The organism is Agrococcus sp. SGAir0287 (assembly GCF_005484985.1).
Lineage (GTDB): Bacteria > Actinomycetota > Actinomycetes > Actinomycetales > Microbacteriaceae > Agrococcus.
The window spans coordinates 1,609,920-1,633,018 of sequence record NZ_CP027942.1 but is presented as its reverse complement, the minus strand read 5'-3'; the positions used below and the strand labels follow the sequence as shown (position 1 = coordinate 1,633,018).

Here is a 23,099-nt window from a genome sequence, read left to right as displayed (position 1 = left end):
CTCACTTGCGCTTCCTTCCGGTGAAGTGGGGGTTCTCCCAGATGACGGTGCCGCCCTGGCCGAGCCCGACGCACATGGCGGTGAGGCCGTAGCGCACCTCGGGGTGCTGCTCGAACTGCCGCGCGAGCTGCACCATGAGGCGCACGCCGCTCGACGCGAGCGGGTGGCCGATCGCGATGGCGCCGCCGTACGGGTTCACGCGCGGGTCGTCGTCGTCGATGCCGAAGTGGTCCGTGAAGGAGAGCACTTGCACGGCGAACGCCTCGTTGAGCTCGAACAGGCCGATGTCGTCGATCGACAGGCCGGCCTTCCGCAGCGCCTTCTCGGTGCTCGGCACGGGTCCGATGCCCATGATCTCGGGGTCGACGCCGGCGAAGCCGAAGGACACGAGCCGCATCTTCGTCGTGAGCCCGAGCTCCTTCGCGACGTCGGACGAGGCGATGATCGACATCGTCGCGCCGTCGTTGAGGCCCGACGCGTTGCCCGCCGTCACGCGCCCGAACTCGCGGAAGGGCGTCTTGAGGGTCGCGAGTCCCTCCATCGTCGTCTCCGGACGCGGCGCCTCGTCGGCCGTCGCGAGGCCCCATCCCTCGGCCGTCTGCAGTGCGACCGGCACGAGGTCCGGCGCGATGTCGCCCGCGGCGAGCGCGGCGGCGTACTTCTGCTGGCTGCGCATCGCGTAGCGGTCCGCACGCTCCTTCGTGAGGTGCGGGAAGCGGTCGTGGATGCGCTCGGCCGTCTTGCCCATGTTGAGCGCGTCGGCCGAGACCATCCGCTCGGCGACGAACCGCGGGTTCGGATCGGCGTCGAGGCCCATGGGGTGCCTGCCCATGTGCTCGACGCCGCCGGCGATCGCGACGTCGTAGCCGCCGAGCGCGATGCCGCCGGCGACGGCCGTGACGGCCGTCATCGCGCCCGCGCACATGCGGTCGATCGCATAGCCGGGCACGGACTTCGGCAGCCCGGCGAGCATGCCCACCGTGCGGCCGAGCGTGAGTCCCTGGTCACCGGTCTGGGTCGTCGCCGCGATGGCGACCTCGTCGATCCGATCGGTCGGCAGCGAGGGATTCCGCTCGAGGAGCCCGACGAGCGCCTTCACGGCGAGGTCGTCGGCCCGCGTCTGCCAGTACATGCCCTTCTCGCCCGCACGCCCGAACGGGGTGCGGACGCCGTCGACGAACACGACGTCGTGTGCCACTGAAGCCTCCTGCATGGGTGGATGCACGTCACGGTGCACGACGAGCCTAGGCAGCCGCCGTGGGACGGGGGAGTCGGTTGCGGATTCCCTACGACGCGTCGTCGGACGGCTCGTCGGGCGATTGGTCCGCCTCTACAAACGCAGCCGCGATCCGTTGTGCGGTCGCGTCAACCTGCCACGGGCGCGCGCCGAGCCGCGCGAGCTCGTCGGCGACGGCGTCGGTCGTCGGCGCGCCGCGGAAGTCCCACGTGAGGCGCCGCAGCGTGTCGGGCGTGAGCAGCTGCTCGTTCGGCATCGACAGCGCCTCCGCCGCCTCCTGGACCGCTGCGCGCGCGCGCTGCAGGCGCGCGGCGGCCTCGGGACGCTTCTGCCGCCAGAAGCGCGGCGGGGGCGGCCCGTCGGCGGGCGTGCGCAGCACCGGCAGGTCCTCGCTCGCGCGACCCTCCTCGAGCGCCGCGAGCCAGCGATCGAGCTGCGAGCGGGAGGCCCGCCCGTGGAAGCCGCTCGTGGCGGCCAGCTGCGCCTTCGTGCGCGCGCCGCTCGTCGCGGCGGCCATGAGCGCGGAGTCGGGGATGATGCGGCCGGGCGCGCCGTCGACCTCCTGCGCGTACGCGTCCCGCGCCTGCCAGAGCGCGCGGGCGATCGCGAGCGTGCGGCGGTCCTTCACCTGGTGGAGGCCCGAGAGCCGACGCCACGGCTCGGCTGCGGCCGGCTTCGGCAGGCGCGTGCGCGCCGCCTCGAACTCCTGCCTGGCGATCTCGGTCTTGCCCTGCCGCTCGAGGTCGGCGGCGAGCGCGTCGCGGAGGTCGACGATGAGCTCGACGTCGAGCGCCGCGTACGCCAGCAGCGCGGGCTCGATGGGCCGCTTCGACCAGTCGGAGGCCGCATGCTCCTTCGCGAGGCGGATGCCGAGGAGCCGCTCGACGACGGCGGCGAGCCCGACGCGCTCGTATCCGGCGAGCCGGGCGCCGAGCTCGGTGTCGAAGAGGCTGCCGGGCTCGAGCCCGAGCTCCCGCAGGCACGGGAGATCCTGCGACGCGGCGTGCAGCACCCACTCCTCGTCGCCGATGGCGGCCTGCAGCTCGTCCCACGCCGTGATGCCGAGCGGGTCGAGCAGCACGGTGCCGGAGCCGCGGCGGTACAGCTGCACGAGGTAGGCGCGCGACGAGTACCGGAACCCGTTGGCGCGCTCGGCGTCGACGCCGATCGGGCCCGAGCCGGCACGCAGGCGCTCGATCGCGGCACGCAGGCCCTCGTCGTCGACGACGGTCTCGAGCGGACCGACGGGGACGGCGTCGACGAGCTCGGGCTGCGGGGCGGAGGCGTCCGTCACCGCTGCAGCCTCCGCGCGTCGAGGCTGATGGCGCCCGGCTGCAGCGGCATGCCGGCCGTGGCGCAGACGAGGTCGCACCAGGCGGCGAGGTGCCGCTCGATGTCGTACGAGGTGGGCGTCCACGACGCACGCAGCTCGAGCTGGGCGCCCTCGCCCTGCTCCGCGAGCTCGCCGAAGCCGGTCGAGAGCACGCGCGTCGCCGTGCCCGACGCCGCGTGGTAGCCCGCGTCGCGCTGGTCGAGCGCCTCGAGCAGCCACGACCACGTCACCTCGGGCAGCATGGGGTCGGGGGCGATGTCGAGGTCCTGCGTCGCCTGCGTGAAGGTCACGATGCGGAAGGCGCCGCCCCACGACTCGGGCTCCTCGGGGTCGTGCATGAGGATGAAGCGGCCCGTGCCGCGGTCCGAGTCCCTCCCGTGCTCGGGGGATCCGACGTCGGCCGCCACGGCGTACGACCACGGCGCGATGCGCCCGGGTGCGGGGATCTCGCGCACCGTGAGCTCGCCGCGGGTGTCGGCGCTGCGCATGCGCTCGACGGCGGCGAGGAAGATCGCCGGCGCCTCGGCCGGCTCCGAGCCTGTGTCCACGTCGAAAGACTAGGCTGACGCCGTGAGCACACCAGCGAGGCGCGCCGCAGCCCTCGCCGCCGTCGTGCTCGCCGCCTCGGCCGCCGCCGTCACCGCCCTCTCGGCCCTGCTGGCGCGGGCGCTCATCACCCCACCGAGGCACCGCGACGACGTCGAGATCGTCGCCGTGGGCCCCGAGGGCATCCGGCTGGCGCGCACCCCGGACACCGAGCTGCCGGGCCGCTACGCCCTCTGGATCGGCGACCGCCTCGTGCGCATCGGGCCGATCCTCGACGAGGACGAGACCACGGTGCTCCGTGAGATCACCGACAGGGGCCGCGTACGCATCGGCGGTCGCGCGACGGCCCGCTTCTCGGGCTACCACCTCTACCGGCCGCGCGACCTCGGCCTGCCGTTCCGCTCCGTCATCGTCGACACCGAGCTCGGCCCGGCACCCGCGTGGATCATCGGCGACGAGTCGTCGACGACCTGGTGCATCCAGGTCCATGGCCGCGGCGTCAATCGCCGCGAGCCGCTGCGCGCCGTGCCGATCGTCGCCGAGCGCGGCATCCCGTCGATGTGCGTGTCCTATCGCAACGACGGGGAGGCGCCGCGCACGAGCGACGGCACCTACCGCCTCGGACTCGACGAATGGCGCGACGTCGACGCCGCGATCGACGTCGCCGTCGCGGCGGGTGCCGAGCGCATCCTCCTCATGGGCTGGTCCATGGGCGGGCAGGTCGTGCTGCAGCTCGCGCGCCGCTCGCGGCATCGTCGCCGCATCGCGGGCATCCTGCTCGACTCGCCCGTCGTCGCGTGGGGTCCGACGCTGCTGTTCCACACGCGCCTCGCGCGCGTGCCCGTGGCGTTCGTGCACACGGCGACCGCGCTGCTCGAGTCGCCCGCCGCGCGCCTCGCAGGTGGCGACGCGCTCGACTTCGCCGAGCTCGACGCCGTCGCCTTCGCCGACTCGTACGCCGTGCCCATCCTGCTGCAGCACTCCGCCGACGACGGCTTCGTGCCGCCGGACGCCTCGCGCGCCCTCGCCGAGGCGCGCCCCGACGTCGTCGAGTACCACGAGTGGCAGGGTGCGAAGCACTGCAAGCTCTGGAACCTCGACGAGCAGCGGTACCGCGAGATCGTGCACCGCTGGCTCGACCGCACGGGCCTCGCGCAGGCGGCGCCGCGCGACTAGGCCTCCGCGACCCGCTCGCGGATCTGGCGCTGGATGCGGCCGAGCATGCCCGACATGCCGCGCAGGCGCAGCGGCGACACCGCACGCTCGAGGCCGAGCATCGAGGAGAGGTCGGCGGGCACCGCGAGCGCCGCCTCGACCGTCGCGCCGTCGAGGCCGCGCACGAGGATCGACGCGAAGCCCCGCGTCGTCGGCGCCTCGACGGGAGCCGTCGCGTGCACGTGCACGAGCCCGGCGTCGACCTCGACGAAGAGGAAGACCGGCGACTGGCACTCGAGCACGCGCTCGAGCAGGTCGGGGTGGTCGGCGTAGCGCGGCGGCAGCTCCGGGAGCGCGTCGGCATGGTCGAGCAGCAGCATGAGGCGGTCCTGCTCGCCGACGGCGGCGAAGTCGTCGACGAACTCCTGCAGGGTCGGGGTCAGGCTCATCGCGCGGGCGCCTCGCCCGGCTCGGCGCCGACGGCGATCGGCACGCCGACGAGCGAGCCCCATTCGGTCCACGACCCGTCGTAGTTGCGCACGTGCGGGTAGCCGAGCAGGTGGGCGAGCACGAACCACGTGTGGCTCGAGCGCTCGCCGATGCGGCAGTAGGCGATGACGTCGTCCGCGTCGCCGAGCCCCGCCTCGTCGCGGTAGATGGCCTCGAGCTCGGCGCGCGAGCGGAAGGTGCCGTCCTCGCGGACCGCGCGACCCCACGGCACGTTGGCGGCGGTGGGCACGTGGCCCGCGCGCAGCGCGCCCTCCTCGGGGTAGGCGGGCGCGGTCGTGCGCTCGCCGCGGTACTCCTCGGGGCTGCGCACGTCGACGAGCGGCGCGCCGAGGTGCCCCAGCACGTCGTCGCGGAACGCCCGCAGCGTCGTGTCGTCGCGCTCGACGACGGGGTAGTCGGTGCGCTGCCGCACCGTCGCCGCGCGCGTCATCGGCCGACCCTCCGCGACCCACAGGTCGCGACCGCCATCGAGAATGCGCGTGTCGTGGTGGCCGTAGAGGGCGAGCACCCACAGCGCGTACGTGGCCCACCAGTTCGCCTTGTCGCCGTACAGCACGATCGTGTCGTCGGGTCGGATGCCCTTCGCACGCATGAGCTCGGCGAACGCCTCGGGTGCGAGGTAGTCGCGCAGCACCGGGTCGTTGAGCTCGGTGTGCCAGTCGAGCTTCACGGCCCCCGGGATGTGGCCCGTCTCGTAGAGCAGCACGTCCTCGTCGGACTCCACGACGACGATGCCGGGGTCGTCGAGGTGCTCGGCGAGCCAGTCGGTCGAGACGAGGCGCTCGGGGTGGGCGTACTCGGCGTACCGGGCGTCGGGCTCGTGCGTGCTCGTCATCGTGATTCCGCTCCTCATCCGGCCGCGCCCGTCGGCGCTCGGCCCCTCGTCTACGCTGGAACGCGGCGACGACGCCGATTCTTCCACCCGCCGCCGCCCGCCGCGGCGGCCCACGACCACCGGTTCGGAGCCCTCGACGTGCCCACCCTCACGCGCATCGCAGACCGACAGCCCACGACCGACGCCACGCGCATCGTCGCGAACCTGCGTCCGCCTCGACAGTTCGACGACGCGACGTTCGAGTCCTACGTGCCCGACGCGGCGCATCCCTCGCAGGCGACGGCCGTCGAGCGGATGCAGGATCTCGCCGAGATCTGGCGCGGCGGCGGCCGGCGCGGTCTCTTCCGCAAGGCGCCGCAGGTGAAGCCGGGCATCTACCTCGACGGCGGGTTCGGCGTCGGCAAGACGCACCTGCTCGCGGCGCTGTGGAAGACGATGCCCGGCGTGAAGCACTTCGGCACGTTCATCGAGTACACGGCGCTCGTGGGCGCGCTCGGCTACCAGGGGGCCGTGCGCGCCCTGTCGGGCGCGACGATCGTGTGCATCGACGAGTTCGAGCTCGACGACCCGGGCGACACCATGGTCATGACGCGCCTGCTCGGCGAGCTCGTCGCCGGCGGCGCCAAGATCGCCGCGACGAGCAACACGCCGCCGAACGCGCTCGGCGAGGGCCGCTTCGCGGCGAAGGACTTCCTGCGCGAGATCCAGGCGATCGCCGACCGCTTCGAGATCATGCGCATCGACGGCGACGACTACCGCCAGCGCGACGTGTCGGGCGAGGCGCCCGTCGTCGACGACGCGGCGCTCGAGACGGCGCTCGCCGAGCGCGGCGAGTCGGTGGCGCTCGACGACTTCGACGCGCTCGTCGACCATCTTGCCTCCGTGCATCCGTCGCGCTACGTCGACCTCGTCGCGGACCTCGACGCCGTGGGATGGCGCGGCGTGCGCACGCTCACCGACCAGAGCCAGGCCCTGCGCCTCGTCGCGCTCGTCGACCGGCTGTACGACGCGCAGGTCGCGATCGTGGCGTCGGGGACGCCGCTGAACCACGTCTTCTCCGAGGAGATGCTCGGCGGCGGCTACCGCAAGAAGTACCTGCGGGCGACCTCCCGCCTCATCGCGCTCACGACGGGGCAGGCGTAGCCGCTCACTCGCCGTCGTAGCGTCGGCTGTACTCGGCGTCGTCCGCTGCCCGGCGCGCCGCGCGGTCGTCGTCGTCGTCGGGCGCCCGGCGCGCACTGCGGATCGCCGTCACGGTGCCGCCGACGAGCACGGCGACGAGCGATCCGACGAGCACCCCGAGCGTGCCGTCGACGATGAGCTCCTCCGCCGAGCGATGCGCGAGCTCGTTCATGAGGAGCGACACCGTGAAGCCGATGCCGCCGAGGAGCGCGACGGTGACGAGGTCGCCGAGTCCGAGGCGGTCCGCCTTCGGGGTGCGCAACGCGATCTGCCCGAGCCAGCCCGCGAGCGTGATGCCGACGAGCTTGCCGACCGGCAGCGCGATCGCGATGGCGAGGAAGATGGGGCTGAGGGCGCCCAGCGGCACCTGCGGGATCATGACCGACGCCGACACGAAGGCGAACAGCGGCAGGATGGCGCCGTTGACGATCGGCTCCAGGCGATGCCGCGCGGCCTCCGCCGGTGCGGGGGCGAGCACGAGGCCCGCCGCGACGCCCGCGATCGTCGCGTGCACGCCCGACTGCAGCACGAGCCACCACAGCGCGATGCACGCGGCGGCGATCGCGATGCGCAGCGGCCAGCTGCCGCGGCGCGTGCGATAGGCGCGCCCGAGCGCCCACACGACGACGACGGTCGCGGCCGCGGCGACGAGCGCCCAGACCTGCAGCGAGGTGGTGAAGAGGATGGCGATGAGCCCGATCGCGATGAGGTCGTCGATCACGGCGAGCGCGAGCAGCAGCGCGCGCACGGCCACGGGCAGGCGCTTGCCGACGATCGCGAGCACGCCGAGCGCGAAGGCGATGTCGGTCGCGGTCGGGATCGGCCAGCCGCCCGCGAGCTCGCGCGGCACGAGCGCGACGAACAGGAGCGCCGGGGCGACGACGCCGCCCACCGCGGCGATCGCGGGGACGAGGGCCTTGCGCCGATCCGCGAGCTCGCCCTGCGTGAGCTCGTAGCGCAGCTCGATCGCCGCGACGAGGAAGAAGACGGCGAGGAGCCCGTCGGTCACCCAGTGCGCCGCAGAGAGGTCGACGCCGCCGAACGGCGTGGGATGCCAGTGCTTGAGGTCGTCGAGACCGGGGCCGAGGGGCGTGTTCGCGACGACGAGCCCGATCACCGCCGCCGCGAGGAGGAGAGCGGCAGCCACCTGGGAGTTCCGGATCCACGTCACTCGTCCATCCAAGCAGCGGCGCCCGGGCCTTCCGCGCCGAAACATCCCTGCAACACGGAGGCGGCTTTCGTTACGTCGTCGAAACGCGACGCGCGGGCTGCCGAAATGACGTTCGCTCACGCTGGGAGCAATCCCTGACCGGAACACCCCCAAGGAGCCCACCCCATGGATGCAGGAAGCATCGCCTTCGGCGTCGCCGCGACAGCCCTCGTGCTGTTCATGACGCCCGGCCTCGCCTTCTTCTACGGCGGCCTGGTCCGCGCGAAGAGCGTCATCAGCATGATGATGATGTCGTTCGGATCCCTCGGCCTCATCGGCGTGCTGTGGATCCTGTACGGCTACAACATGTCGGCCGTCGACAGCCCCTTCGCCTTCGCGGGCAACCCGTTCTCCGACTTCGGGCTCTCGGGCCTCGCCGCCGGCGAGACGGCCAACACCGACTTCGTCGGCGTCGCGTACGGCTCGACCTTCGCGATCATCACGGTCGCGCTCATCTCGGGTGCGATCGCCGACCGTGCGAAGTTCGGCGCTTGGATGCTCTTCGCGGGCGTCTTCGCCACGCTCGGCTACTTCCCGATCGCCGCGTGGGTGTGGGGCGGCGGCTGGATCTACAGCCTCGGCGACCTCATGGGCCTGCCCGCCGTCATCGACTACGCGGGCGGCACGGCCGTGCACATCAACGCAGGTGCGGCGGCGCTGGCGCTCGCCTTCGTCCTCGGCAAGCGCGTCGGCTTCGCCAAGGGCTCGCACAAGCCGCACAACGTGCCCTTCGTCCTGCTGGGCGCCGCGATCCTGTGGTTCGGCTGGTTCGGCTTCAACGTGGGCGCCGAGTGGCTCAACGAGATGGGCAACGCGGGCCTCATCACGATCAACACGATCGGCGCGACCGCGGCCGCCGTGCTCGCCTGGCTCGTCGTCGAGAAGATCAAGGATGGGAAGCCGACGGCCGTCGGTGCTGCGTCGGGTGCCGTCGCGGGCCTCGTCGCCATCACGCCGGCCTGCGCGAACCTCACGCCCGGCTGGGCACTCGTGCTCGGCGTGGTCGCAGGCGCCGTCTGCGCCATCGCGATCGAGCTGAAGTTCAAGCTCGGCTTCGACGACTCGCTCGACGTCGTCGGCATCCACCTCGTCGGCGGCCTCATCGGCACGCTGTACCTCGGCTTCTTCGCGACGGACACCGGCCTCTTCCTGGGCGGCGGTGCCGGCCAGCTCGTCGTGCAGCTGATCGCGGCGCTCGGCGCGATGATCTACGCGTTCATCGTGGCCCTGGTCGTCGGCTTCGCGATCGAGAAGACGATCGGCTTCCGCGTGAAGTCGGAGGACGAGCTCGCCGGCGTGGACCAGATCGTCCACGGCGAGGAGGCGTACGACTACGAGCTCGAGCGGGCCTGACGCCCGGGGCTCGCATGCCGATCGGGAGGGCCCGGATCCGTGAGGATCCGGGCCCTCTCGCCTGTGCGGGGCCGCGGCGTCGACGCGAGCGGCTCAGGCGTCGTCGCGCGGTGCGTCGGGGTGCGCAGGGTCCAGCGCGAGCGCGCGCAGCTCGCCCTCGAGCGCGGCGAGCCGATCGCCGCGGTCCGGGTCGGGCGCGCTCGGGGCGAGGCCCTGGATGCGCAGGGCCGAGTCGAACATGTCCTCCATCGCCGCCCGGCGGGCCTCGCGCACGATCCCGCGCACGACCGCCTCGTCGGCGACGCGCTCCTCGAGGCGCTCCACGAGCAGCGCCGCGATGCGGGCCCGCCGCTCGAGGGGCGCCACGTCGCGACGCCGGAAGTCCGCGCTGTGGAGCGCCTGCCCGTGGCGTCTCGCCGCGAGCTCGCGCGTGCGCTCGATGTGCGCGATCGCCGCGCGCTGCTCGGCGACGACGTCCGCGGCGTCGGCGCGCACGCCGGCGACGAGGGCGTCCTCGTCGTAGTCGTCGCGGTCGCGCAGCGCCCCGAGCACGACGCGATTGCGTGCTGCCAGCCGCAGGCCCGTCATGACGATGAGCAGGCCCTCGTCGACCTGCGTCGCGAGCTCGTCGTCGGTCGGCGGCGGGGGAGGCTCCTCGCGGCGTCGGAAGGGCCAGACCACGCGCTGCTCCCTCCGCGTCGGCGCGCAGCGATCCGCGCGCGCATCCGCATCCGAGCCTACGGCTCGAGGGGCAGCTGCACGGCGTCGGCGGAGACGACGAAGTCCCCGGTCCGTGCTGGACCGGGGACTCGTGCGTGGTGGGCGATACCAGACTCGAACTGATGACCTCTTCCGTGTGAAGGAAGCGCGCTACCAACTGCGCCAATCGCCCTCGAACGGGACCATCCTGCCACACCTCGAGCCTCGTGCGTGACCACGTTCGGTTGGGCTCGCGCCGCCCGAACGCACGGCCTCGGGCGGCCCCATCCGGGCGGTCGAGCGCGAATCACACCGATGTGACGGCCCGTCGACGTTCGATTTGCCGAGCGTCGAGCCGTGGGCTACTGTTGGTCGAGTCCGAGGGGCGAAGGTCCCGAAGGCACGCGGATGTGGCGCAGTGGTAGCGCATCACCTTGCCAAGGTGAGGGTCGCGAGTTCGAATCTCGTCATCCGCTCGAGAGATCATCTCGACGGTCGCCCCCGGTTCGCCGGGAGCCACCGACAGGGTGGGGTGGCCGAGTGGTCAGGCAGCGGCCTGCAAAGCCGTCTACGCGGGTTCGAATCCCGTCTCCACCTCGCACGAGGGCGATTGGCGCAGCGGTAGCGCGCTTCCCTGACACGGAAGAGGTCACTGGTTCGATCCCAGTATCGCCCACCACATGAGCAGCCCCGGTCCTTCACGGACCGGGGCTGCTGTCGTTCGCGCTGCCAGCCAAGTCTCGGCTGGAGGTGTTCTCGTCAAGATTGACGAGAGCATGAGAGGCGGTTCGATCCGATGCCGAGCGACGCTGAGATGAGGTCCGTGACCGGTGCGCCGATGTTCGGGGAGGACTGGCCGCTCGAAGGCGATGAGGCGGTCCTCTTCCTGCTCGTGAGCTCGACGGGACGACGCGACATCCGAGGTATCGACGCGCTGGCGGAAGCACTTGGCCGAACCGTTGACGCCGTCGACTGGAGGCTCGACACCATTGCGTCTCAACTTGACGCGCATCGGGGCCCGAAGGAAGAGCCGCTCCCGGTCTCCGCGCAGCTCAATGCGCTGCTGCGGGAGTACGAGAGGCACCCGGTCCGGGTTACTGAGAGGGCGAAGATCTCGTACGAGCGACTGATCGCGGGGGAGCGACCTGCGTCCTTGCGCGTCGAGCGTCAGCGCGCCGACCAGCAGGCGCGCACCTGCCCCGAGTGCTTCCAAGAGCGCGCGTTGGACGGGTCCTGCGGCTGCTGAGCCCTCCCGGGGTCGGCTCCGTATGATCCGGCGTGGAGCTAGTCGTGGATCCAGTGGCCGTCGTCGCCACCGGGGATCCACGTGAGCACGGCCTCCGGCTCGATGCCGATCGCGCGGAGCGCCTCGAGTCCCTTCCACGGGTCCTGGTGGGTGAAGCGCTCCCACATCACGTCGAGCGCCCCGTGCGGGCCGCCGCGATCGAGCGTCTTCACGAGTGAGGCGTAGGGCACGCCGAGCGCCTCGGCGAGCGGGGAGAGGTCGTCGGGCAGGCGGAACCAGTCGTGCCGCTCAGACTCCCACTCGTAGCAGATGAGCCACCCTCCCTCGCGGGGATCCCGGCTCGGCACCGACCAACCTTCCGTCATCGCGTCCTCCTCGTCTCCACCTTTATCGTCGCGGCGACCGCCCACATCGGAACGGCAGCATCTCGACGGCACCGGGCCGGATCTCGACGGCTGGATCGTGGGTGCCGCGTGCGCGCGCGTGCAGACTCGCACCGTGCAGACCTCCGACGGCCAGCGGCGCCGCCTCCTCCACCCGGCGTGGATCGTCGCCGCCGTGGCGTTCCTCGCCCTCGTGGGCGCCGCGGGGTTCCGGGCCGCGCCGAGCGCGATCATGGTGCCGCTCGAGGAGGAGTTCGGCTGGACGCGCACGGAGCTCTCGCTCGCCGTCACGGTGAACCTCGTGCTGTTCGGGCTCACGGCGCCGTTCGCAGCGGCGCTCATGGCGCGGTTCGGCATGCGGCGCGTCACGACCGTCGCGCTGCTGCTCGTCGCCGGGGGAGCTGCGCTCTCGGTGCTCTCGACGACCCCGTGGATGCTCGTCGCCACGTGGGGCGTCATGATCGGCCTCGGGACGGGCTCGATGGCGCTCGTGTTCGCGGCGACGGTCGCCGACCAGTGGTTCGTGCGCAGCCGCGGCCTCGTCGTCGGCGTGCTCACCGCCGGCTCCGCGACGGGGCAGCTCGTCTTCCTGCCGCTCATCGCGCTGCTCGTCGAGGGCGCGGGGTGGCGGCAGGCGTCGCTGCTCGTCGCCGGCGGCGCGCTCGTGGTCGTGCCGCTCGTGCTCCTCTTCCTCCGCGACCGACCTGCAGACCTCGGCACGACCCCCTACGGCGCACCCGAGGGGTGGACGCCGCCCGTCCGCTCGAGCGGCAACGCCGTGCGCACGGCGCTCACGACGCTGCGCCGCGCGAGCCGGTCGCGCACGTTCTGGGCGCTCGCCGCCGGCTTCGCGATCTGCGGCGCGACGACGAACGGGCTCGTCGGCACCCACTTCATCCCGAGCGCGCACGACCACGGCATGGCGACGACGGCGGCGGCCGGCCTCCTCGCGCTCGTGGGCGTCTTCGACATCGTCGGCACGATCGCGTCGGGCTGGCTCACCGACCGCGTCGATCCGCGCATCCTGCTCGGCGTCTACTACGCGGGCCGCGGCATCGGGCTCGCGATCCTGCCGCTGCTGCTGTCGGACTCGGTGAGCCCGCCGCTCATCCTGTTCGTCGTGATCTACGGCCTCGACTGGGTCGCGACCGTGCCGCCGACGGTCGCGCTGTGCCGCCAGCTCTTCGGCGCCGACGGCCCCGTCGTGTTCGGCTGGGTGTTCGCGTCGCATCAGATCGGCGCCGCGATCGCCGCGACCGTCGCGGGCGCGATCCGCGACGCGTCGGGGGAGTACACGCTCGCCTGGCTCGGCGCCGCCGGCCTCTGCGCCGTCGCCGCCGTGATGAGCGTCGCGATCACCCGGCGCGTGCAGCCGCTCGCCCAGCGCGCCTGAGCCGTGCCGACCGGGTCTCCCTGCGCGCCTAGGATCGAGTGGTGACCACCGGATTCGATCGCTTCACGGACCGTGCCGTCGTCGCCATGCGCGTCGACGGCGAGCTGCAGGACCTCGCTCGCGAGATCACGGATGCGCAGACGGTCGAGCCCGTGACGATCGACTCGGAGGACGGGCTCGCGATCCTGCGCCACTCCGCCGCGCACGTGCTCGCGCAGGCCGTGCAGCGCATCAACCCCGAGGCTCGCCTGGGCATCGGCCCGCCCGTCACCGACGGCTTCTACTACGACTTCGACGTGGCCGAGCCCTTCACCCCCGAGGACCTCAAGGCCATCGGCAAGGAGATGGACCGCATCATCCGCGAGGGCCAGCGCTTCACGCGCCGCGTGGTGAGCGAGGACGAGGCGCGCGCGGAGCTCGGCGCCGAGCCGTACAAGCTCGAGCTCATCGGGCTCAAGGGTCCGAACGACGAGGCCGCCGTCGAGGTGGGCGGCGGCGAGCTGACGATCTACGACAACGTGAACCGCGACGGCGAGACGGTCTGGAAGGACCTCTGCCGCGGCCCGCACCTGCCCTCCACCCGCATGGTCGGCAACGGCGCGGCGCTCACGCGCGTCGCCGCCGCCTACTGGCGCGGCAAGGAGACGAACCCGCAGCTGCAGCGCATCTACGGCACCGCGTGGCCGACGAAGGACGAGCTGCGCGCCTACCAGGCGCGCCTCGAGGAGGCAGCGAAGCGCGACCACCGCCGTCTCGGCAAGGAGCTCGACCTCTTCTCGTTCCCCGACGAGGTCGGCTCGGGCCTGTCGGTCTGGCACCCGCGCGGCGGCGTCGTCCGGCAGGAGATGGAGCAGCACGCCAGGCGCCGGCACCTCGAGGGCGGCTACTCGTACGTCTACACGCCGCACATCACGAAGGCCGACCTCTTCCAGACCTCGGGCCACCTCGAGACCTACAAGGAGGGCATCTGGCCGCCCATCCACATGGACGAGGTGCGCGACGAGTCCGGCGAGATCGTCAAGCAGGGCTCCGACTACTACCTGAAGCCCATGAACTGCCCGATGCACATCCTCATCTACAAGGAGCGTGCGCGGTCGTACCGCGACCTGCCGATGCGGCTCGCGGAGAACGGCACCGTCTACCGCAACGAGCTCTCGGGCGCGCTGCACGGGCTGACGCGCGTGCGCGGCTTCACGCAGGACGACGCGCACCTCTTCGTCACGCCCGACCAGCTCGAGGTCGAGTCGGGCAAGGTGCTCGAGTTCGTGCTGTCGCTGCTGCGCGACTTCGGCCTCACCGACTTCGCCCTCGAGCTGTCGATGCGCGACGACGAGAAGTCGAAGTGGATCGGCGGCGAGGAGCAGTGGGCCGAGGCGACGGATGCACTGCGCCGCGTCGCGCAGGCGAGCGGGCTCTCGCTCACCGAGGTGCCCGGCGAGGCCGCCTTCTACGGTCCCAAGATCGACCTGAAGACGAAGGACGCGATCGGCCGCACCTGGCAGCTCTCGACGGTGCAGATCGACTTCAACCTGCCCGAGCGGTTCGGCCTCGAGTTCACCGACCGGGACGGCTCGAAGCAGCGCCCCGTCATGATCCATCGCGCGCTGTTCGGCTCGATCGAGCGCTTCTTCGCGATCCTGCTCGAGCACTACGCCGGCGCGTTCCCCGCGTGGCTCGCGCCCGTGCAGGTCGTCGGCATCCCCGTCGCGAGCGACTACGCCGACTACCTCGACGACGTCGCCGCCCGGCTTCGGGCTCGCGGCGTGCGCGTCGACGTCGACCACTCCGACGAGCGCATGCAGAAGAAGATCCGCACGCACACGCTCGCGAAGGTGCCCTTCCAGCTCATCGCGGGCGGGAAGGATGCCGAGGCCGGCAGCGTCTCGTTCCGCTTCCTCGACGGCACGCAGGAGAACGGCGTGCCGCTCGACGACGCCATCGAGCGGATCGTGCGCGCGATCGAGACGCGGCAGACCGAGCTGGTCGCCTGATGCCCAGCGCCGACGGTCGCGGACCCGGGGATCTGCCCGCGCCGGACGACCCGACGCGCGAGGCCGGCGCGCCGACGTGGATGTCGTCGGAGCTCGCGGGCGTGCCCGACCGCTACCAGCGGCTCTGGACGCCCTACAGGATGGCGTACATCCAGCAGGGGCAGCAGCCCGAGCGCGACGCGTGCCCGTTCTGCCTCGCGCCGTCGATGCCCGACGACGAGGGCCTCGTCGTGCGACGCGGCGAGACGGCGTTCGTCATCATGAACCTGTACCCGTACAACACGGGGCACGTCATGGTGTGCCCCTACCGGCACGTCGCGACCTACGACCTCGCCACCGACGAGGAGGTCGCGGAGATCGCGCTGCTCACGCAGCAGGCGATGCGCACCATCGCCCTCGTGTCGCGCAACGACGGCGTGAACATCGGCATGAACCAGGGTCGCGTCGCGGGCGCCGGCATCGCCGAGCATCTGCACCAGCACATCGTGCCGCGCTGGGCGACGGACGCGAACTTCTTCCCGATCATCGCGCAGACGAAGGCACTGCCTCGCCTGCTGGAGGAGGTGCGGGCCGAGCTCGCCGAGCGCTGGGTCGCCTGAGCCGCCAGGCGGCCGCGGGCAACCCCGCTCCCGGCGGCGCGGGTGCACCGTGCGCCGCCGGGCGATCCGAGGTCAGCAGGGGACCGAGAACGCGAGGGTCGCGGTGCCGCCCGAGAAGTCGCTCATCCCGACCTCGGCCGTGAACACGCCGCCGGAGAGGGTCGCCGGCGAGGAGTCGTCGGTCTGGTAGTAGACCTGGTCGCCGTTCGTCATGAGCACGCCGGTGACGGTCCAGGACCCGCCGGCGCTCTCGCCGCTCGCGACGAGCGTGCCCGTCTCGTCCTCGGAGCTCGTGGAGATCAGTGCGCCGTCGCCGTAGGAGTAGCACGAGAGCGTCGAGCCCCACGAGCCGACGGGCTGGCCGTCGATCGTGACGGTCGAGCCGCCCGCGGCGGGGGCGGAGTCCGTCGCCGAGGGCTCGGCGGACGGCGCGGGATCCGTCGCATCCGGCGTCGACGAGGTCTCGGGCGCGGTGGTCGCGGGCGTCGTCTGGACGGGCGCCGCCGGGGGCGAGATGACGCACCCCGCGAGCGCGAGCGAGCCGAGGACGATGCCCACGATGGGGGCGATGCGAGTGCGAGGCATGGCACGCATCGTGCCACCCTCGGCTGGATGCGCGCTGCCGTCGACCCTCGCGCGCGGCGATAGCCTCGCGCCATGCAGCTCTACTCGGCGCGCCCGGACCGGCGCGCATGGCAGATCGTCGGCGACCTGGTCGCGATCGGCGTGCTCGCGATCGCCATCTGGCTCGCGGGGGAGACGACGCGCGCGATCGAGTCGCTGACGTCGTTCGGCGTCCAGATGCAGGGCACGGGCTCGCAGCTCTCCGACACCCTGCTCGGCGCGGCGGAGGGGCTCGAGGGCGTGCCGCTCGTCGGCCCGGGGCTCGGGGCGCCCTTCGTCGAGGCGGCGTCGGCTGCCGACGGCCTCGCCGCCGCCGGCCGCACGCTCGAGGACGCCATCCGCACGCTCGCGCTCGCCGTCGGCACGGCGGTCTGGCTCGTGCCGGTGCTCGTGCTCGTCGGCGTGTGGCTCGTGCCGCGCATCCGCTTCGCCCTCCGCTCGGCGCAGACGGCGCGCATCGCCGCCGGACCGGCGGGGCGTGACCTCCTCGCCCTGCGGGCGCTCGTCGCGCGTCCGCTGCCCGAGCTGCAGGCCGTCGCGCCCGATCCGCTGCGCGCGATCCGTGACGCCGACGACGACGTGCTCGACGCCCTCGCGGCGCTCGAGCTCTCCGCGGCCGGCGTGCGCCGGCGCCCCGTCCGGACGGCGACCGCAGGAGGACGCCGGTAGGCTCGTCGCGTCGACACGAACCGGGAAGGCAGCATGTCCGGACACTCCAAGTGGGCGACGACGAAGCACAAGAAGGCCGTCATCGACGCGCGTCGTGCCAAGTCGTTCGCGAAGCTCATCAAGAACATCGAGGTCGCCGCGAAGCTCGGCGGCGCGGACCTCGCCGGCAACCCGACGCTGTACGACGCGGTGCAGAAGGCCAAGAAGACGTCGGTGCCGAACGACAACATCGATCGCGCCATCAAGCGCGGCGCCGGCATCTCGGGCGACGCCGTCGAGTACACGACGATCATGTACGAGGGCTACGCCGGCGGCGGCGTCGCCCTCATGGTCGAGTGCCTCACGGACAACAAGAACCGCGCCGCGGCCGAGGTGCGCACGGCGATGAGCCGCAACGGCGGCACGATGGCCGACCCCGGATCCGTCGCCTACAACTTCCATCGCAAGGGCGTCGTGTCGGTGACGAAGACCGACGACGTGACGGAGGACGACATCCTGCTCGTCGTGCTCGACGCGGGCGCGGAGGACGTCGTCGACCAGGGCGGCGGCTTCGAGATCCTCACCGACCCCGCCGACCTCGTCGCGGTGCGCTCGGCGCTCGTCGATGCCGGCATCGACTACGACTCGGCGGAGGTCGAGTTCGTCGCGGACCTCAAGGTCGAGGTCGACGCGGAGACGGCGCGGAAGGTCATGCGCCTCATCGACGCGCTCGAGGACTCGGACGACGTGCAGAACGTCTTCACGAACTACGCCCTGACGCCCGAGGCGCAGGCGGAGCTCGACGCCGAGGACGAGGACTAGGCACCCGCGAGGGCACGCACCGTGCGCATCCTCGGCATCGACCCCGGCCTCACGCGCTGCGGCGTGGGCGTCGTCGACGCCCAGGGGCGCGCGGTGCGACTCGTGTCCGTCGACGTGCTGCGCTCCGGCGCCGACGAGGCGCTCGAGCAGCGCCTGCACCGCATCGCGACGGGCATCGAGGCCGCGATCGCCGAGCATCGCCCGGACGCCGTGGCGCTCGAGCGGGTCTTCGTGCAGCACAACGTTCGCACCGTCATGGGCGTCGCGCAGATCTCCGGCCTCGTGCTCCGCGCCGCCGCCGCGAGCGGCATCGCCGTCGAGCTGCACACGCCCAGCGAGGTGAAGGCCGCCGTCACGGGCTACGGGCAGGCCGACAAGCGTCAGGTGGGCGCGATGGTGCAGCGCATCCTCGGGCTCGACGCCGCCCCGCGCCCCGCGGATGCCGCCGACGCGCTGGCGATCGCGATCTGCCACGCGTGGAGCGCACGCAGCGCGGCGCCGACCGCCGCCCTCACGCCGGCGCAGCGCGCCTGGCAGGCCGCCGAGCGCGCCGCCCGCCGCTGAGGGACGGCGCGGCGGCGAGTCGGCGTCGCCGGTCGAACCTAGGCTGGAGCGCATGATCGCGAGGCTCGACGGCACGGTGCTCGGCGCGACCGGATCCCGCATCGTCGTGGGCGTCGGCGGCGTCGGGCTCGCGGTGTCCGTCACGCCGCAGCTCTCGCTCGTCGCCTCGGTCGGCAGCTCGATCGCGCTGCACACGACGCTCATCGTGCGCGAGGACGACCTGTCGCTCTACGGCTTCGCCTCGCAGGCGGAGCTCGACGCCTTCGACCTGCTGCGCAGCGTCTCGGGGGTGGGGCCGAAGTCGGCGCTCGGCGTGCTGAGCCACATGACGCCGGACCAGCTCGCCGACGCCGTGGCGCGCGAGGACGAGCGCGCCTTCAAGGCCGTGAGCGGCATCGGTCCGAAGACGGCGCGGCTCATCATCGTGCAGCTCGCGGGCAAGCTGCATCCGGCGCCCGCGACCTCGTCGACGCCGTCCGACGCGGGCGCCGACGTCCTCGTCGCCCTCACGGGCCTCGGCTGGCCCGAGCGGCAGGCGCGGCAGGCGCTCGACGCGGTCGGCGCGCAGCCGGACGCGGGCTCGCTGCTGCGCGCGGCGCTCGCCGAGCTGGGGCCGCGCGGATGACGGATCTCACCCAGCCCGAGGCGACCGGCGACGAGATCGCCTTCGAGGGCGCCCTGCGGCCCGGCTCGCTCGCGGAGTTCGTCGGCCAGCCGAAGGTGCGCGGCCAGCTCGAGGTGCTGCTGCGCGCCGCGGCGCTGCAGGACCGCAGCCCCGACCACATCCTGCTCGCCGGTCCTCCCGGCCTCGGCAAGACGACGCTCGCGATGATCATCGGCGCGGAGACGGGACGCTCGGTGCGCCTCTCGTCGGGCCCGGCGATCCAGCACGCGGGCGACCTCGCCGCCGTCCTGTCGGCACTCACGCCCGGCGACGTGCTCTTCGTCGACGAGATCCACCGCATGGCGCGCTCCGCGGAGGAGATGCTCTACCTCGCGATGGAGGACTTCCGCATCGACATCATGGTCGGCAAGGGCGCCGGCGCGACGTCGATCCCGCTCGAGCTCGCGCCGTTCACGCTCGTGGCGGCCACGACGCGCTCGGGCATGCTGCCGAGCCCGCTGCGCGATCGATTCGGGTTCACCGCCCACCTCGAGTTCTACGACCCGAGCGACCTCGAGCGCGTGCTGCAGCGCTCCGCCTCGCTGCTGGGCGTGCCGCTGCCGCCCGACGCCATCGGCGAGCTCGCTCGGCGCAGCCGCGGCACGCCGCGCATCGCGAACCGGCTGCTGCGACGCGTGCGCGACTGGCTGCTCGTGCACGAGGGGAGCGACGGCGTCGAGGCCGTCCAGGCCGCGCTGCGCCTCTACGACGTCGACGAGGCGGGGCTCGACCGCCTCGACCGCGCCGTGCTGCACACGATCGCGCATCGCTTCCGCGGGGGACCCGTGGGGCTCTCGACGCTCGCCGCGTCCGTCGGCGAGGAGGCGGACACGATCGAGGCCGTCGTCGAGCCGTACCTCGTGCGCGAGGGACTGCTCGCGCGCACGCCGCGCGGGCGCATCGCGACGCCCGAGGGGCTCGCTCACGCGGGGGTCGTCGTGCACCCCACGTTGGACGATCGACTATGATCGACGGGTCCGTGCCCGCGCCGTGCGCGGTGGCGTGGACCCATCCGAACTTCGACTGAAGCGACCTTCACATGCACACCCTCATCCAGTCCGCGAACGACAACGCCCAGACCGGCGGCATCCCGTTCGACCCGCTGACGATCGGCATGCTGCTGATCCTCGCCGTGCTGATCTTCTTCATGTTCCGCAACAGCAAGAAGCGCAAGGCGCAGCAGCAGGAGCTGCAGACGAAGATGGTGCCCGGCGCCGACGTCATGACGAACTTCGGACTCTTCGGCACCCTCGTCGCCGTCGACGAGGACACGAACGAGGCCCTCATCGAGGTCGCGCCCGGCACCACGCTGCGCGTGCACCGGCAGACCCTCGCGCGCGTCGTCGAGAACGAGTCGACGCCTGAGGAGTCGTCCGTCGACGACGCCGAGACCGGCGGCGACGGCACCACCACCGAGCGCCCGTAGTGGCGAAGGCGCGGGCGCGCACCGGGCGCGCATTCATCTGGCTCCTGGTCATCGGCGCCCTCTTCGCGGGGCTGAACTGGGTGTCGGTCGCCACCGCGAACGGCGAGTGGACGCCCCGGCTCGCGCTCGACCTCGAGGGTGGGACGCAGGTCATCCTGTCGCCGCAGCTCCAGGAGGGGCAGCAGGTCACCGAGGAGCAGCTGAACCAGGCGGTCGAGATCATCCGCCAGCGCGTCGACGCGTCCGGCGTCTCGGAGTCCGAGATCACGACGCAGGGCGGCCAGAACATCGTCGTGTCGATCCCCGGCGAGGTCGACGACGCGACCATGGACCGTCTGCAGTCGAGCGCCCGCATGGAGTTCCGCCCCGTGCTCACGGTCGCGGCCGCGCTGACGCCCGACGAGATCGCGACGAACGAGGAGACGATCGAGGCGACGCCGCCCGTCGACGACCCGAACGCCCCCGCGCCCGCCGACGCCTCCGACCTCGCGTGGATCACGCCGACCCTGCAGGCCGAGTACGACACGTTCGACTGCGCGACGCTGCAGGATCCCGACCGCGGCGAGCAGCCCGCCGACGAGCCGCTCATCACGTGCTCGGAGGACGGCACGGCCCGCTACATCCTCGGCCCCGTCGAGGTCGAGGGCTCCGACATCTCGGACGCGAGCTTCGGCCAGGCCACGACCTCGACCGGCACGCCCACGGGCGAGTGGGAGGTCCGCCTCCAGCTCGACGCGCGAGGCACCGAGGCCTTCGACGAGGTCACGAGCCGCATCACGAGCCTCGAGAGCCCGCGCAACCAGTTCGCGGTCGTGCTCGACGGCGCCGTGATCATCGCGCCGCAGTCGAACGCCGTCATCACGAACGGCGAGGCGTCCATCACGGGCGGCTTCACGCAGGCGGAGGCGTCGTCGCTCGCCGACCAGCTGAAGTTCGGCTCGCTGCCCATCGGCTTCGAGGTGCAGTCGGAGGAGACGATCGCGGCGACGCTCGGCGAGAGCCAGCTCCAGGCGGGCATCGTCGCCGGCATCATCGGCCTCATCCTCGTCGTCGGCTACTCGATCTTCCAGTACCGCGCGCTCGCGTCGGTGACGATCGCGTCCCTCGTCATCGCAGGCGGCATCACGTACCTCGTGATCACGTGGCTGTCGTCGGCCGAGGGCTATCGCCTCTCGCTCGCCGGCGTGACGGGCCTCATCATCTCGATCGGCCTCATCGCCGACTCGTTCATCGTGTACTTCGAGCGCGTGCGCGACGAGCTGCGCGACGGTCGGGCGCTCACGAGCGCGGTCGAGGCCGGCTGGCGCCGCGCCTGGCGCACGATCCTCGCGTCGAAGGCGCTCAACCTGCTCGCGGCGATCGTGCTCTACCTCGTGGCCGTCGGCAACGTGCGCGGCTTCGCCTTCACGATCGGCATCACGGCGATCATCGACCTCATCGTGGTGGCGCTCTTCACGCACCCGATGCTGCAGCTCGTCGCCAGGACGCGGTTCTTCTCGAGCGGGCACCCGATGTCGGGCCTCGACCCGAAGGCGCTCGGCGCGGTCTACCGCGGCCGCGCGCAGTTCCGCGACCCCGTCGCAGCAGGCAAGGGCGCGAGGAGCTCGCGCGAGGCGCAGCGCCGCCAGTCGATCGCCGAGCGCAAGGCATCCGCCTCGGCAGAGCAGGAGCGGTGATGGCATCCCTCACCCAGTTCGGCAACCGCCTCTACACGGGCGAGTCCTCGTTCCCCTTCGTCGCCAAGCGGAGGACGTGGTTCCTCGTCGCGCTCGCCGTCATCGTGCTCAGCGTCCTCGGACCGCTGCTGCGCGGCGGCTTCGAGTTCGGCATCGAGTTCCGCGGCGGCAGCGAGTTCCGCATCTCGGGCGTCGAGCAGGTCGACGAGCAGGTCGCCTCCGATGCCGTGACCGGCGTCCTCGGTGCGAACGCCGTGCCGAACGTGGCCCGCGTCGGCCAGGACGGCCTGCGCGTGCAGACCGAGCAGCTCTCGGACGCCGACACCGTCGAGATCCGCGACGCCCTCGCATCCGCGCTCGACGTGTCGCAGGACGAGATCACCTCGTCGTTCGTCGGCCCCTCGTGGGGACAGGACATCACGCGCCAGGCGATCATCGGCCTCATCGCGTTCGTGCTGCTCGCGGCGATCATCATGGCCTTCTACTTCCGCACCTGGAAGATGTCGGTCGCGGCGCTCGCGTCGCTGTTCTTCACGCTCATCGTGACCCTCGGCGTCTACGGCACGCTCGGCTTCGAGATCACGCCCGCCGCGGTCATCGGCTTCCTCACGATCCTGTCGTACTCGCTCTACGACGTCGTCGTCGTGTTCGACAAGATCCGCGAGAACACGGCACCGGGCACCTCCGGCTCCTTCCTCGACAACATCAACCTCGCGGTGAACCAGACGCTCGTGCGCTCGATCAACACCTCCGTGATCGCGGCGCTGCCGACCGCGTCGATCCTCTTCATCGGATCGTTCCTGCTCGGCGCCGGCACCCTGCGCGACATCTCCCTCGCCCTGCTCATCGGCACGCTCGTGGGCGCCTGGGCGACGCTCTTCGTCGCCGCGCCGCTCTACGCGCAGATGCGCAAGGGCGACGAGATCGGCGAGGCGAGGGTCAAGCGCGCCTCGGAGCGCGGCGCAGTCGTCTGACGGCACGCCCGCGGGAGCAGGATGGACGC

General features: G+C 72.2%; 24 protein-coding genes and 4 tRNA genes. 18 read left to right on the top strand and 10 right to left on the bottom strand.

Annotated elements, in window-relative coordinates; genetic code table 11:
• Position 1 precedes the first annotated feature (1 nt).
• The 3 genes from C1N71_RS07850 to C1N71_RS07840 form a co-directional block, all read right to left on the bottom strand.
• Entirely contained in the window at positions 2 to 1,213 is a 1,212-nt protein-coding gene (locus C1N71_RS07850; RefSeq protein ID WP_137755881.1) for a thiolase family protein, read from the bottom strand.
• Positions 1,214 to 1,286: 73 nt separating this feature from the next.
• Entirely contained in the window at positions 1,287 to 2,531 is a 1,245-nt protein-coding gene (locus C1N71_RS07845; protein ID WP_137755880.1) for an HRDC domain-containing protein, read from the bottom strand.
• Positions 2,528 to 3,118, bottom strand: a complete 591-nt coding sequence (locus C1N71_RS07840; protein ID WP_254677942.1) for a DUF3000 domain-containing protein — start codon at positions 3,116 to 3,118, stop codon at positions 2,528 to 2,530. Before C1N71_RS07840 ends, C1N71_RS07845 begins: the two co-directional genes overlap by 4 nt.
• 22 nt (positions 3,119 to 3,140) lie before the next feature.
• On the opposite strand from C1N71_RS07840, the gene C1N71_RS07835 reads away from it, so the two are divergent.
• Positions 3,141 to 4,292 (top strand): alpha/beta hydrolase family protein, encoded by a 1,152-nt coding sequence (locus C1N71_RS07835; RefSeq protein ID WP_137755879.1) that lies wholly within the window; start codon positions 3,141 to 3,143, stop codon positions 4,290 to 4,292.
• Here C1N71_RS07835 and C1N71_RS07830 read toward each other — a convergent pair.
• Both C1N71_RS07830 and C1N71_RS07825 read right to left on the bottom strand, forming a co-directional pair.
• Positions 4,289 to 4,720 (bottom strand): SufE family protein, encoded by a 432-nt coding sequence (locus C1N71_RS07830; protein ID WP_137755878.1) that lies wholly within the window; start codon positions 4,718 to 4,720, stop codon positions 4,289 to 4,291. The two genes, C1N71_RS07835 and C1N71_RS07830, sit on opposite strands and share 4 nt — an antisense overlap.
• Positions 4,717 to 5,616: a sulfurtransferase gene (locus tag C1N71_RS07825; RefSeq protein ID WP_137755877.1), complete on the bottom strand. Its 900-nt coding sequence runs from the start codon at positions 5,614 to 5,616 to the stop codon at positions 4,717 to 4,719. Before C1N71_RS07825 ends, C1N71_RS07830 begins: the two co-directional genes overlap by 4 nt.
• Before the next feature lie 138 nt (positions 5,617 to 5,754).
• Here C1N71_RS07825 and zapE point away from each other — a divergent pair, with 138 nt between their 5' ends.
• Positions 5,755 to 6,759, top strand: a complete 1,005-nt coding sequence (zapE, locus tag C1N71_RS07820) for a cell division protein ZapE (RefSeq protein WP_137755876.1) — start codon at positions 5,755 to 5,757, stop codon at positions 6,757 to 6,759.
• A 4-nt stretch (positions 6,760 to 6,763) separates the two neighbouring features.
• On the opposite strand, the gene C1N71_RS07815 is transcribed toward zapE, so the two are convergent.
• Positions 6,764 to 7,969, bottom strand: coding sequence for a Na+/H+ antiporter NhaA (locus tag C1N71_RS07815; protein WP_137755875.1), 1,206 nt, complete (start codon positions 7,967 to 7,969; stop codon positions 6,764 to 6,766).
• A gap of 165 nt (positions 7,970 to 8,134) precedes the next feature.
• Between C1N71_RS07815 and C1N71_RS07810 the strand changes: the two genes are divergently transcribed.
• On the top strand, positions 8,135 to 9,361 hold the full coding sequence (locus tag C1N71_RS07810; RefSeq protein WP_137755874.1) for an ammonium transporter: 1,227 nt from the start codon (positions 8,135 to 8,137) through the stop codon (positions 9,359 to 9,361).
• A 93-nt stretch (positions 9,362 to 9,454) separates the two neighbouring features.
• Here C1N71_RS07810 and C1N71_RS07805 read toward each other — a convergent pair whose 3' ends face one another.
• Positions 9,455 to 10,042, bottom strand: coding sequence for a hypothetical protein (locus C1N71_RS07805; RefSeq protein WP_137755873.1), 588 nt, complete (start codon positions 10,040 to 10,042; stop codon positions 9,455 to 9,457).
• Positions 10,043 to 10,177: 135 nt separating this feature from the next.
• Positions 10,178 to 10,253 (bottom strand) — tRNA-Val (locus C1N71_RS07800).
• Positions 10,254 to 10,464: 211 nt separating this feature from the next.
• Here C1N71_RS07800 and C1N71_RS07795 point away from each other — a divergent pair.
• The 4 genes from C1N71_RS07795 (at position 10,465) to C1N71_RS07780 (ending at position 11,306) form a co-directional block, all read left to right on the top strand.
• Positions 10,465 to 10,536 (top strand) — tRNA-Gly (locus C1N71_RS07795).
• A gap of 50 nt (positions 10,537 to 10,586) precedes the next feature.
• Positions 10,587 to 10,657, top strand: a tRNA-Cys gene (locus C1N71_RS07790).
• A gap of 7 nt (positions 10,658 to 10,664) precedes the next feature.
• Positions 10,665 to 10,739: transfer RNA gene (locus C1N71_RS07785), tRNA-Val, on the top strand.
• A 135-nt stretch (positions 10,740 to 10,874) separates the two neighbouring features.
• Positions 10,875 to 11,306: a hypothetical protein gene (locus tag C1N71_RS07780; RefSeq protein WP_137755872.1), complete on the top strand. Its 432-nt coding sequence runs from the start codon at positions 10,875 to 10,877 to the stop codon at positions 11,304 to 11,306.
• A 38-nt stretch (positions 11,307 to 11,344) separates the two neighbouring features.
• Here the strand turns inward: C1N71_RS07780 and C1N71_RS07775 are convergent, their stop codons facing one another.
• Complete coding sequence (locus C1N71_RS07775) at positions 11,345 to 11,671, bottom strand: hypothetical protein (protein WP_137755871.1); 327 nt, start codon at positions 11,669 to 11,671, stop codon at positions 11,345 to 11,347.
• A gap of 133 nt (positions 11,672 to 11,804) precedes the next feature.
• On the opposite strand from C1N71_RS07775, the gene C1N71_RS07770 reads away from it, so the two are divergent.
• The 3 genes from C1N71_RS07770 (at position 11,805) to C1N71_RS07760 (ending at position 15,672) form a co-directional block, all read left to right on the top strand.
• On the top strand, positions 11,805 to 13,082 hold the full coding sequence (locus C1N71_RS07770) for an MFS transporter (RefSeq protein WP_254677941.1): 1,278 nt from the start codon (positions 11,805 to 11,807) through the stop codon (positions 13,080 to 13,082).
• Positions 13,083 to 13,168: 86 nt separating this feature from the next.
• Positions 13,169 to 15,073: a threonine--tRNA ligase gene (thrS, locus tag C1N71_RS07765; protein ID WP_217496061.1), complete on the top strand. Its 1,905-nt coding sequence runs from the start codon at positions 13,169 to 13,171 to the stop codon at positions 15,071 to 15,073.
• Positions 15,074 to 15,153: 80 nt separating this feature from the next.
• On the top strand, positions 15,154 to 15,672 hold the full coding sequence (locus C1N71_RS07760; RefSeq protein WP_137757263.1) for an HIT family protein: 519 nt from the start codon (positions 15,154 to 15,156) through the stop codon (positions 15,670 to 15,672).
• A 72-nt stretch (positions 15,673 to 15,744) separates the two neighbouring features.
• Here the strand turns inward: C1N71_RS07760 and C1N71_RS07755 are convergent, their stop codons facing one another.
• Positions 15,745 to 16,257, bottom strand: coding sequence for a hypothetical protein (locus C1N71_RS07755; protein ID WP_137755868.1), 513 nt, complete (start codon positions 16,255 to 16,257; stop codon positions 15,745 to 15,747).
• Between the two features lie 72 nt (positions 16,258 to 16,329).
• On the opposite strand from C1N71_RS07755, the gene C1N71_RS07750 reads away from it, so the two are divergent.
• The 8 genes from C1N71_RS07750 to secF all read left to right on the top strand — a co-directional run bounded on the left by C1N71_RS07750 (position 16,330) and on the right by secF (position 23,070).
• On the top strand, positions 16,330 to 16,965 hold the full coding sequence (locus tag C1N71_RS07750; protein ID WP_137755867.1) for a hypothetical protein: 636 nt from the start codon (positions 16,330 to 16,332) through the stop codon (positions 16,963 to 16,965).
• 33 nt (positions 16,966 to 16,998) lie between these two features.
• Positions 16,999 to 17,766 (top strand): YebC/PmpR family DNA-binding transcriptional regulator, encoded by a 768-nt coding sequence (locus C1N71_RS07745; RefSeq protein WP_137755866.1) that lies wholly within the window; start codon positions 16,999 to 17,001, stop codon positions 17,764 to 17,766.
• 21 nt (positions 17,767 to 17,787) lie between these two features.
• On the top strand, positions 17,788 to 18,330 hold the full coding sequence (gene ruvC, locus C1N71_RS07740; RefSeq protein WP_137755865.1) for a crossover junction endodeoxyribonuclease RuvC: 543 nt from the start codon (positions 17,788 to 17,790) through the stop codon (positions 18,328 to 18,330).
• 52 nt (positions 18,331 to 18,382) lie between these two features.
• A complete protein-coding gene (gene ruvA / locus C1N71_RS07735) occupies positions 18,383 to 18,955 on the top strand; it encodes a Holliday junction branch migration protein RuvA (protein WP_137755864.1) in 573 nt (190 codons plus the stop codon).
• Positions 18,952 to 19,962 (top strand): Holliday junction branch migration DNA helicase RuvB, encoded by a 1,011-nt coding sequence (ruvB, locus tag C1N71_RS07730; RefSeq protein WP_137755863.1) that lies wholly within the window; start codon positions 18,952 to 18,954, stop codon positions 19,960 to 19,962. Before ruvA ends, ruvB begins: the two co-directional genes overlap by 4 nt.
• Positions 19,963 to 20,033: 71 nt before the next feature.
• Positions 20,034 to 20,420, top strand: a complete 387-nt coding sequence (locus C1N71_RS07725; RefSeq protein ID WP_137755862.1) for a preprotein translocase subunit YajC — start codon at positions 20,034 to 20,036, stop codon at positions 20,418 to 20,420.
• Positions 20,420 to 22,096 (top strand): protein translocase subunit SecD, encoded by a 1,677-nt coding sequence (gene secD / locus C1N71_RS07720; protein ID WP_137755861.1) that lies wholly within the window; start codon positions 20,420 to 20,422, stop codon positions 22,094 to 22,096. Before C1N71_RS07725 ends, secD begins: the two co-directional genes overlap by 1 nt.
• Positions 22,096 to 23,070: a protein translocase subunit SecF gene (secF, locus tag C1N71_RS07715; protein WP_137755860.1), complete on the top strand. Its 975-nt coding sequence runs from the start codon at positions 22,096 to 22,098 to the stop codon at positions 23,068 to 23,070. The genes secD and secF overlap by 1 nt, the downstream gene beginning before the upstream one ends.
• Positions 23,071 to 23,099 lie beyond the last annotated feature (29 nt).

Coding starts and splice junctions, on each gene's coding strand:
- C1N71_RS07850 (WP_137755881.1), bottom strand. CDS start 1,213: ATGCAGGAGGCTTCAGTGGCACACGACGTCGTGTTCGTCGACGGCGTC.
- C1N71_RS07830 (WP_137755878.1), bottom strand. CDS start 4,720: ATGAGCCTGACCCCGACCCTGCAGGAGTTCGTCGACGACTTCGCCGCC.
- C1N71_RS07825 (WP_137755877.1), bottom strand. CDS start 5,616: ATGACGAGCACGCACGAGCCCGACGCCCGGTACGCCGAGTACGCCCAC.
- C1N71_RS07810 (WP_137755874.1), top strand. CDS start 8,135: ATGGATGCAGGAAGCATCGCCTTCGGCGTCGCCGCGACAGCCCTCGTG.
- C1N71_RS07780 (WP_137755872.1), top strand. CDS start 10,875: ATGAGGTCCGTGACCGGTGCGCCGATGTTCGGGGAGGACTGGCCGCTC.
- C1N71_RS07775 (WP_137755871.1), bottom strand. CDS start 11,671: ATGACGGAAGGTTGGTCGGTGCCGAGCCGGGATCCCCGCGAGGGAGGG.
- thrS (WP_217496061.1), top strand. CDS start 13,169: ATGCGCGTCGACGGCGAGCTGCAGGACCTCGCTCGCGAGATCACGGAT.
- C1N71_RS07760 (WP_137757263.1), top strand. CDS start 15,154: ATGTCGTCGGAGCTCGCGGGCGTGCCCGACCGCTACCAGCGGCTCTGG.
- C1N71_RS07755 (WP_137755868.1), bottom strand. CDS start 16,257: ATGCCTCGCACTCGCATCGCCCCCATCGTGGGCATCGTCCTCGGCTCG.
- C1N71_RS07750 (WP_137755867.1), top strand. CDS start 16,330: ATGCAGCTCTACTCGGCGCGCCCGGACCGGCGCGCATGGCAGATCGTC.
- C1N71_RS07745 (WP_137755866.1), top strand. CDS start 16,999: ATGTCCGGACACTCCAAGTGGGCGACGACGAAGCACAAGAAGGCCGTC.
- ruvA (WP_137755864.1), top strand. CDS start 18,383: ATGATCGCGAGGCTCGACGGCACGGTGCTCGGCGCGACCGGATCCCGC.
- ruvB (WP_137755863.1), top strand. CDS start 18,952: ATGACGGATCTCACCCAGCCCGAGGCGACCGGCGACGAGATCGCCTTC.
- C1N71_RS07725 (WP_137755862.1), top strand. CDS start 20,034: ATGCACACCCTCATCCAGTCCGCGAACGACAACGCCCAGACCGGCGGC.
- secF (WP_137755860.1), top strand. CDS start 22,096: ATGGCATCCCTCACCCAGTTCGGCAACCGCCTCTACACGGGCGAGTCC.